The organism is Staphylococcus caseorum (assembly GCF_049943195.1).
GTDB lineage: Bacteria > Bacillota > Bacilli > Staphylococcales > Staphylococcaceae > Staphylococcus > Staphylococcus equorum_A.
Map to the genome: position 1 here is coordinate 82,188 of NZ_JBNFUA010000002.1, position 6,410 is coordinate 88,597.

7 protein-coding genes are annotated in these 6,410 nt (G+C 29.2%); 2 read left to right on the forward strand and 5 right to left on the reverse strand.

Going from position 1 to position 6,410, the window contains the following annotated elements; translation table 11 throughout:
- Nucleotides 1-17 precede the first annotated feature (17 nt).
- Nucleotides 18-863 (forward strand): penicillin-hydrolyzing class A beta-lactamase BlaZ, encoded by an 846-nt coding sequence (blaZ, locus tag ACP3TL_RS14850; RefSeq protein WP_069819195.1) that lies wholly within the window; start codon nucleotides 18-20, stop codon nucleotides 861-863.
- A gap of 355 nt (nucleotides 864-1,218) precedes the next feature.
- On the opposite strand, the gene ACP3TL_RS14855 is transcribed toward blaZ, so the two are convergent.
- From ACP3TL_RS14855 to ACP3TL_RS14870, 4 genes are all read right to left on the reverse strand, one after another.
- Entirely contained in the window at nucleotides 1,219-1,413 is a 195-nt protein-coding gene (locus tag ACP3TL_RS14855) for a hypothetical protein (protein WP_426406567.1), read from the reverse strand.
- A gap of 223 nt (nucleotides 1,414-1,636) precedes the next feature.
- Entirely contained in the window at nucleotides 1,637-2,590 is a 954-nt protein-coding gene (locus tag ACP3TL_RS14860) for a metal ABC transporter substrate-binding protein (RefSeq protein WP_285327057.1), read from the reverse strand.
- A gap of 18 nt (nucleotides 2,591-2,608) precedes the next feature.
- A complete protein-coding gene (locus ACP3TL_RS14865; protein ID WP_285327059.1) occupies nucleotides 2,609-3,448 on the reverse strand; it encodes a metal ABC transporter permease in 840 nt (279 codons plus the stop codon).
- A complete protein-coding gene (locus ACP3TL_RS14870) occupies nucleotides 3,441-4,178 on the reverse strand; it encodes a metal ABC transporter ATP-binding protein (RefSeq protein ID WP_426406568.1) in 738 nt (245 codons plus the stop codon). Before ACP3TL_RS14870 ends, ACP3TL_RS14865 begins: the two co-directional genes overlap by 8 nt.
- 129 nt (nucleotides 4,179-4,307) lie before the next feature.
- On the opposite strand from ACP3TL_RS14870, the gene ACP3TL_RS14875 reads away from it, so the two are divergent.
- Nucleotides 4,308-4,679, forward strand: a complete 372-nt coding sequence (locus ACP3TL_RS14875; protein ID WP_285324510.1) for a metal-dependent transcriptional regulator — start codon at nucleotides 4,308-4,310, stop codon at nucleotides 4,677-4,679.
- A 519-nt stretch (nucleotides 4,680-5,198) separates the two neighbouring features.
- Here ACP3TL_RS14875 and ACP3TL_RS14880 read toward each other — a convergent pair.
- Nucleotides 5,199-5,963, reverse strand: coding sequence for a DUF536 domain-containing protein (locus tag ACP3TL_RS14880; protein ID WP_271399723.1), 765 nt, complete (start codon nucleotides 5,961-5,963; stop codon nucleotides 5,199-5,201).
- Between the last annotated feature and the right edge of the window lie 447 nt (nucleotides 5,964-6,410).

The following is a 6,410-nucleotide window of genomic DNA, read 5'->3' on the forward strand; positions in this document are numbered from 1 at the left end:
ATATCGGAGGGTTTATTTTGAAAAAGTTAATATTTTTAATTGCAATTGCTTTAGTTTTAAGTGCATGTAATTCAAATAGTTCACATGCCAAAGAGTTAAATGATTTAGAGAAAAAATATAATGCTCATATTGGTGTTTATGCTTTAGATACTAAAAGTGGTAAGGAAGTAAAATTTAATTCAGATAAGAGATTTGCCTATGCTTCGACTTCAAAAGCGATAAATAGTGCTATTTTGTTAGAACAAGTACCTTATAATAAGTTAAATAAAAAAGTACATATTAACAAAGATGATATAGTTGCTTATTCTCCTATTTTAGAAAAATATGTAGGAAAAGATATCACTTTAAAAGAACTTATTGAGGCTTCAATGACATATAGTGATAATACAGCAAACAATAAAATTATAAAAGAAATCGGTGGAATCAAAAAAGTTAAACAACGTCTAAAAGAACTAGGAGATAAAGTAACAAATCCAGTTAGATATGAGATAGAATTAAATTACTATTCACCAAAGAGCAAAAGAGATACTTCAACACCTGCTGCTTTCGGTAAGACTTTAAATAAACTTATCGCAAATGGAAAATTAAGCAAAGAAAACAAAAAATTCTTACTTGATTTAATGTTAAATAATAAAAGCGGAGATACTTTAATTAAAGACGGTGTTTCAAAAGACTATAAGGTTGCTGATAAAAGTGGTCAAGCAATAACATATGCTTCTAGAAATGATGTTGCTTTTGTTTATCCTAAGGGCCAATCTGAACCTATTGTTTTAGTCATTTTTACGAATAAAGACAATAAAAGTGATAAGCCAAATGATAAGTTGATAAGTGAAACCGCCAAGAGTGTAATGAAGGAATTTTAATATTCTAAATGCATAACAAATACTGATATCATCTTATAGTTTGTATTATATTTTGTAATATCGTTGACATGTATAATTTTGATATCAAAAACTGATTTTCCCTCTATTATTTTCGAGATTTATTTTCTTAATTCTCTTTAACAAACTAGACATCTTGTATATACAAAAAATCATAAATAATAGATGAATAGTTTAATTATAGGTATTCATCAATCGAAAAAGCAACGTATCTTATTTAAAGTGCGTTGCTTTTTTCTCATTTATAATGTTAAATAATTCTCATATATCAAGCAAAGTGACAGAGCTATCCTTTTCTCATTTATTAGGTAAAGTAATTCTCATATATCAAGTAAAGTTACAGTTTGTCTTTAATTAATTCATTCAACCCTTCTTTTGCACTTAAGAATCCTCCAATGATAAAAGGTAATAAATAAATTTTGATAGAATAAGTAAATAAATCTAATGAGTTTAAAATAATTCCTACTAAAATTAAAAATGCACATATTATAGTATTGATTAGTGCAGCATGTTGTTTATACTTTCTAAACATATAAAGCCTCCCCAACAAATTATAATAAATCTAAATTACAATATAATATAGATCCCTTTTAATCTAATTTAAATACCGTTATCAAAGGATATTCATTCTCATTTGAGGATTGAAAATATTAGTAACATTATACTATTTCGTAAAATTTAAAATATATTTTTTTATAAATGATAAAAAGCAGAACTATTGTCTATAAAGACATAGCTCTGCTTTTTTAAAATTTTTACTTTTCTAAACCATTGGTTAAAACATCTAAATTATACTCTAAATATTTAAGATAAGTATCAGCTACACCACCTTTTTTACTAATTTCATCAGAGTAAATTGGTTTCTTGTAAATTGATACGCCACTTTCTTTAGATACGGTTTCCATTGGACGCTTATCTACGTTTGATTCTACAAATAAATGAGATGGTTCATTTTTATCAATGAATTTCACTAAGTCTTTGATTTGTTCTGGAGAACCATTTTCATCCGTATCTATCGCCCAAATATAACCTTCTTTTAGGTCATACTGATCTGTTAAATATTGGAAAGCTTGTTCACTCGCTACAAAAACACGATCTTTCTTAGGAATATCGCCTAATTGTTTTTCATAATCATCTTCGATGTTATGTAATTTTTTTAAATATGCTTTTTCATTTTCTTTATAATAATCTTTATTTTTTGGATTTCTTTCAGATAAAGATTTCGTGATATTTTTAACCATTTTTTCTCCTACATTCGGATCAATAAATGCATGGGGGTTCACTTCTTTTTTGCCATCTTCATCTTTAATGTATTTAGGTTTAACACCTTCTGATGTTTTTATCGCATTTTCTTTTGAAAAATCAGAAGACTCTAAAGCTTTAAATAACCAACCTTTACTGCCGCCTTCTAAATTCAACCCATTATAGAAAACCAAATCGGCACTCGAGATATGTTTAACGTCATCTGGTTTAGGATCGTAATCATGCGGGTCAGTGCCTGTAGGCACTAAATTTTTAACTTCAACGTGCTCTCCGCCAATTTCTTTAACCATATCATCAATCATAGAAAAACTTGTGACCACTTTGATTTTATCTTTATCTACTGATTCTAATTCTTTACCTGAATCCCCGTCTTTATCTCCATTACTACAAGCTGCTAAAACAACAGAAAGTGTAATAGTGAATAAAAATAATATCATTTTTTTCATTATAAAAATCCTCCTAAGTTAATATTTAATTATTCTCCACAATAGCCCACTTCTAGGTGCTAAGAAGAATGTGATAATAAATATAGCTGTAATAACTAATACAATAACCACACCTGAAGGTAAGTTAAGTGTAAAACTAAAGAACAACCCAATAACAGATGAAATAGCGCCTATCAACGCTGATAAAAGAATCATGGTTGATAGTCTTTTAGTCAGTAAATAAGCTGTTGAAGCTGGCGTAATCAATAAAGAAACAACTAAAATAACACCGACGGTTTGTAATGAGGCAACAGTTACTAACGTTAATAACACCATGATTGTGTAGTGGATGAATTTTGTTGGTAAACCTGAAGCTGCAGCCATGGTTGGATCAAACGTTGATAATAAAAATTCTTTATAAAAGATCACTACAATAATTAAGACAATCGCAGCGACAATAAATGTTAATGTTCGATCTTGTTCTTTAACTGTCAGTACATTACCAAATAAAATCTCCGTTAAATCTATGGAGGATTGCGCTTTCGTAACAAGTAAAACCCCTAAAGCTAGAAAGGCAGAAAACACAATGCCTATCGCTGAATCACTTTTGATTTTACTGTTTTGGTTAACGAAACCGATTCCTAAAGCTGCCATAATCCCAAAGATTACCGCACCGTAGAAAAAATTAATGCCCATCATATAAGAAATAGCTACACCAGGTAGAACCGCATGTGAGATAGCATCTCCCATTAGCGCCAAACTTCTTAATACGATGAAACAACCAATAACGCCGCAGATGATTCCGATGACAACAGAAGTTACAAGTGCTCTTTGAAGAAAACTAAACTGAAATAGCTCATGTATAAATTGACTAATCATTTTTACCCCCACTTTCAGAAGGGATCAAAATATTTGTGCCAAAGGCTTGTGCTAAGTTATCTCCCGTAAACACATTTTCTACAGAACCAAAATCGATTAAATGTTTATTTAAAAGAATAAGGCTATCGAAATATTTACTTACTTTGGATAAATCATGATGAACAATTAAAATTGTTTTTCCAAACTTAGCTAGTTCTTTTAATAAATCAACAATGATATTTTCACTTGTAATATCGATGCCAACAAAAGGTTCATCAAGTAATATCAAATCTGTTTTCTGAACTAATGTTCTAGCAATTAGAACACGTTGGAATTGCCCCCCAGATAGCTCCCCTATTTGTCGATTTTCATATCCCAACATATCCACTTTGTTAAGTGCTTTCACTGCCATTTCTTTTTCTTTTTTTCCAGGTAACTGCCATGGTTTTAATTTAGGATAAATACCTAAAATGACACAATCTAAAACTTTGATAGGAAACGTTGTATCTATATTACTCTTTTGTTCGACATATGAAAGATTTTTAAGTTGTTTATGTATTGGTTGATCATTTAAAAATGCTTGTCCTTTATGCGATATTAAGTTAATCATCGCCTTAATCAAAGTTGACTTACCAGCTCCGTTTGGTCCAATAATCCCAACAATTTGTCCTTCTATCATTTGTAAAGAAACATCTTGTAAAGCTTGGGTTTGATTATCATAAACCACTGACAAGTTTTGTACATCTAACACGCTATCCCTTCTTTCTTCACTTGCGTAAATAATATATTTAGGATATCCTAAATATATTATTTAGTCAAATGAACATTTGAAGTTTGGCTAACTATTTCTGCTTAAAAAATCAAAATTGTAGGTGGGATCATGATTACTGATGCGCAAAAGAAATATTTGAAAATTATCTTCCAATTAGGTGGAGACATTGAGCTAGTGTCTAATAAAATGTTATCTAAAAAGTTAGGAGCAGCGCCCCCTTCAATTAGCCAAATGTTAGATCGACTAACCGAAGCAGGTTTTGTCAAAAGTGAACATTATCGTGGTGTTATGTTAACTAAGAAAGGATTAACTTATACGATAGGAATGACTAACAATCATGAGATTATTAAAGAGTTTTTCATAAAAGTATTAAATATCAACTCTTCTGAAGTTAACCAAGAGGTTGATTTAATCGAAAATCACGTATCAGATAAATTTGTTCAACGTTTATCTGAATACTTAAGAACAAAACAATTTTAAAAAGGATGATTAACTATGAAGCTTTTTAATAAAAAGTACAGTACAAAGCAACAATTATTCTCTCCCAGCCCTCAAAATAAGAATACGAATCATAAATAAACACTGGTTTAATTAAAAATTAAACCAGTGTTTTTAATAACAAACTTTAACGTATTCAAAATGTGCAAAGGGAATATTTGAGATCATTCTCAGACAAAATGTTATTAATTAGGAGAACTGTATCAAAGTAACTCATCCAAAGTTTTTCAATACAGTAAAGATTATATATGTTAAATAATTAACATACCCTAATTATAATATTAGGCTTCCCTAAAGTCAAGTTAAGAAATACGTTTTATTAGATATAGTGATGCAATATGTTTAATCACGTAATAGACGCTAAATTAAATCATTTTAATTTTTAATTTTTGGCATATTGAGTAATTATTGGAGTTTAGAATTAACATAATCGATGATTATCAGAAGTTATGGCATAAAAAAGCACTACAAGTTCATAAGCTTGTAGCGCTTTTTATTGTGTTAATTACCAAACAACCGACTCCAGAAACCTTTTTTAGGTGTTTTTTCTTCCTTATCTTCGTATTCATTATCTATTTCTTCGAATTGTTTATCGTCTTTTGTGGATCGTTCGTCGTTGAGATTTTCATCTTCATTCTCTTCAGGTATATCTCTACGCTGTAACTCTGTAGGCTGTTCCTTTTCTGCTTGTTGATTAAAATCTTTAGTTTCTTCGGTAAACTTTGCTTCTTGTGCATTAACATTTTGTCTATCATTAGAAGATGTATCAAAGGAATAATTAAGCTGTCTTTCTTCCTCTAATTGGTTTTCTAGTTTTTGAATTTTTTTATTACTTTCTAAAGCCAATATTTGTTGATTTTCCAATAGTTTGTTTAATGTATTAACATTACTATTCTGTTGATCTAATTGTTTTGTTAGGTTCTTAATATATTTTTCGTCATTTTCAGCTCGGGTTTTAAAGATTTCTATTTGTTTTTCTAATTCGTTTACTTTTGTTTTTAATGTCTCAGAAGTACCGAAATTACTGTACTCTGCATTTTTAGTTTCGGGAGTGTTTTCATTAGGTATTTCTTTTTTAACTGTTTCCCTTTTTTCTACAGTACTTTCTTTTTTTGTTATTTTTTCTATAATTTTCAAACAATCATTATCACTAATATAATTAATACCATTCTCTTTTGAAAAAGTAATATTTAAATTTTTAGCATTATTAACAATAGTTTGTTTAGTTACATTCAATTCATCAGCAAGTATTTTAATAGTTTTCATACAAATCATCCTTAGGCACTAAATTAGGTACCTAAATTTTACCACCTAACAATAAAATTTTCATCTTTTACTACCTAATTTTACCGACTAATTTAGTACCTAAGCACCTAATTAGGCGCCTACTAACTATTTTTTGCTAGTTAATTAGGCACCAAATAAATCTATTCTAAGGTTTCCGGTCCTTAATATTATCCTAACGATTTTTAAAACGCTTTATATGCGTGTTTAAAAGTGTTAATATTACTTTATGAAAATTAAAAGAACCAATGCTATTGGCGTAGCATCGGCTCTTGGTAATAAAACGATTCGCATTCGTTTGTTTATATATTTTTTTGATACTTGTATTATATATATCTAATCATCTAAGTGCAAGCACAAAACATGTAACTTACGTAAAAATTGTTTTATTGCCTCAACTTCTAAATAAACGGAAATGAGGTTTTTATT